The sequence below is a fragment of the Microcystis sp. LE18-22.4A genome (assembly GCF_027531105.1).
Taxonomy (GTDB): Bacteria; Cyanobacteriota; Cyanobacteriia; order Cyanobacteriales; family Microcystaceae; genus Microcystis; species Microcystis aeruginosa.
Map to the genome: position 1 here is coordinate 1 of NZ_JAPZRB010000325.1, position 2,200 is coordinate 2,200.

The window sequence follows — 2,200 nt, forward strand, 5'->3', positions numbered from 1 at the left end:
AAATTAAGTCTGTGGGGGGTGGGGGGGGTTCCCAGAAGTCCTCGAAATCTTCTTCTATCAGTGCCGGAGAGGTGGCAGTTTCGTCGCTTTTGGCAATCGTCATTTTTTCGGCCTCTCTAGGTGGGAGTATCCATGTTTTTGCTGATTATTGATCCTATGTTACATCAGAATTTAGGAGTGAGGAGATAGATTTTAGGAGTTGAGAAAATTATCTCCGCTTAACAATGATCAAAACTTTTCTTCCGGGTGCGTTATACTGGGCTAACACACCCGACTAATACTAAATCCGTTGAGTATAGGCTACATATCAGGAGAGGCAATAGGCACTCTTGCAATAGGCAAAAGGAGCAATAGATAATCAGTTTTTAATAACCAGATTTAGTATAATATCCTTAAGCTAACTAAAAAACTTGGCTTTATCTTTAACTAATTTTGTCCCGATTCCGGCGGCAATGACCTCAGAGAGAATGCTAATTAAACGATAGATAGCAACGGTGATAAGTACGTTAGCGGCGGGAAAGTTTTCTGTGTCTAAAAGTGCGATCACTGTAGCTTCAAAAACTCCTAATCCTCCCGGCGCTCCGGGGACAACTAAACCCAATAACCAAGCAAAACTAAAGGTTCCTAAGAGGGGTAAAATCTGAGCGGGGGTAATCATTTTTAACACCATCCAAGCTAAAATAAAACCCGCACCGCGCCACAATAAAAATCCAGTTTCACCCAAGAGAGGGACGAGAGGATATTTAGTTAGATAAACAGGTTCTTGAGCAATCTTTTTCTTTTGGCTAAGGATTTTCAGAGGATAATTTAAAAATTTGGGATGAATGCCGATTAAAATTAATCCTAAAACTAATATCTGTATCCCTAGACTTGAGCTAGATTTCATCCAACCTAAACCACTCCCAATAACTGCTATGGCTAAGGCTGCACACACCAGCAATAAAAGTTCTAATAAAACGCTTAAACTAGCGGTTCCCCAATCACTTCCTGCTTTATTAATTGCCACGATGCGAGCATAAAAGTGACCGATATTACCGGGTAGATATTTTCCTAAATTGGTAATCATATAGATGCCAATTCCCTCGGAAGTTTTAATCGGTTGTTGATAGCTTTTGAGTATCCATGTCCACACCCATCCTGCCCAAATTTGAGCGATAACAGTGGTTACAAGTGCCAAGAAAAGAAATAACCAACCATGATTTTCAATTCTAACTGAGGTGACGTTATCCCAGTTATTTTTAAGGTTACTGAGAACAAAAAATAAGGTTCCCCCAATAATCAGCCAACGTAGAAACTTTTTCAGCATTTCGTTTTTTCCTTTATTCATTTTCTGGAGGGAACCAATCGAGATCAAGGCGATTTTCTAAACTGTAGGGACATTCCCCAGGAAAACTAACTTGATTATCGGTTTTTTCTCTAACATAATTTAAAGCTTTCTGGTAAATACGAGGTAATTCTTGAGTGAGATAATTGCGGGGATTAGTAGTTAAATAAGTGTCGATCTGGTTTTTGAAATTGACGATTTCTGAACGCCAATGACTACGATTATATTCTCTTTCACTTGTCCAAAATTGTAATAATAAACAATCTCTAATAATTTGCTCTAATAAACTGGCAACACGAAACTTTTTTTCGTTTCCCAAGTCTTCTAATTCCTCGATTAAGTTTTCTAAGTCTAAAGCGTCAAATCTCTTCGCTTTTAAGAGTTCGATAGTTTCTTCCAACCAGAGGGAATCATCAATTTCGTAGAGAATTTTTAAGTCGGGAATAACAGTCATTATCATCTCCTTTATTCGTAAGGTGGTAGCCAATTAGGATCGAGAAGTTCTTCTAAACTGTAGGGACAAGTATTAGGGAAAGTAACTTGATTTTTTGTCTTTTTTCTCACATAACGGATTGCCTTCTGATAAATATTATCAAATTCTTGTTCTAAATATTTCCGTAAACTTGCCGTTAGGTAGGTATTTAATTGATCTTGAAAATTTACCAGTTCTGATTCCCAATGACTTTGATTATATGCTCTTTCCTCTGTCCAAAATTGCAGTAACAAAGCATGACGAATAATTTGCTGTAAAAAACTAGCAACACGAAACTTTTTTTCGTTTCCCAAGTCTTCTAATTCCTCGATTAAGTTTTCTAAATCTAAAGCGTCAAATCTCTTCGCTTTTAAGAGTTCGATAGTTTCTTCCAACCAGAGGGA

At 37.5% G+C, this 2,200-nt stretch carries 3 protein-coding genes and 1 pseudogene; all 4 read right to left on the reverse strand.

Annotated features, from left to right (window positions below; all coding sequences use genetic code 11):
* Nucleotides 1-103, reverse strand: a pseudogene (locus O9295_RS27875) (Uma2 family endonuclease); the annotation flags it as partial.
* Nucleotides 104-397: 294 nt separating this feature from the next.
* Nucleotides 398-1,327, reverse strand: coding sequence for a lysylphosphatidylglycerol synthase transmembrane domain-containing protein (locus tag O9295_RS14420; protein ID WP_288033470.1), 930 nt, complete (start codon nt 1,325-1,327; stop codon nt 398-400).
* A complete protein-coding gene (locus O9295_RS14425) occupies nt 1,320-1,778 on the reverse strand; it encodes a DUF29 domain-containing protein (RefSeq protein WP_288033471.1) in 459 nt (152 codons plus the stop codon). The genes O9295_RS14420 and O9295_RS14425 overlap by 8 nt, the downstream gene beginning before the upstream one ends.
* A gap of 11 nt (nt 1,779-1,789) precedes the next feature.
* A partial coding sequence (locus tag O9295_RS14430) for a DUF29 domain-containing protein (RefSeq protein WP_288033473.1) occupies nt 1,790-2,200 on the reverse strand: 411 nt, incomplete at its 5' end.

Excerpts from the sequence above, each read along its gene's own strand:
- O9295_RS14420 (WP_288033470.1), bottom strand. The coding sequence starts at position 1,327 with ATGAATAAAGGAAAAAACGAAATGCTGAAAAAGTTTCTACGTTGGCTG.
- O9295_RS14425 (WP_288033471.1), bottom strand. The coding sequence starts at position 1,778 with ATGACTGTTATTCCCGACTTAAAAATTCTCTACGAAATTGATGATTCC.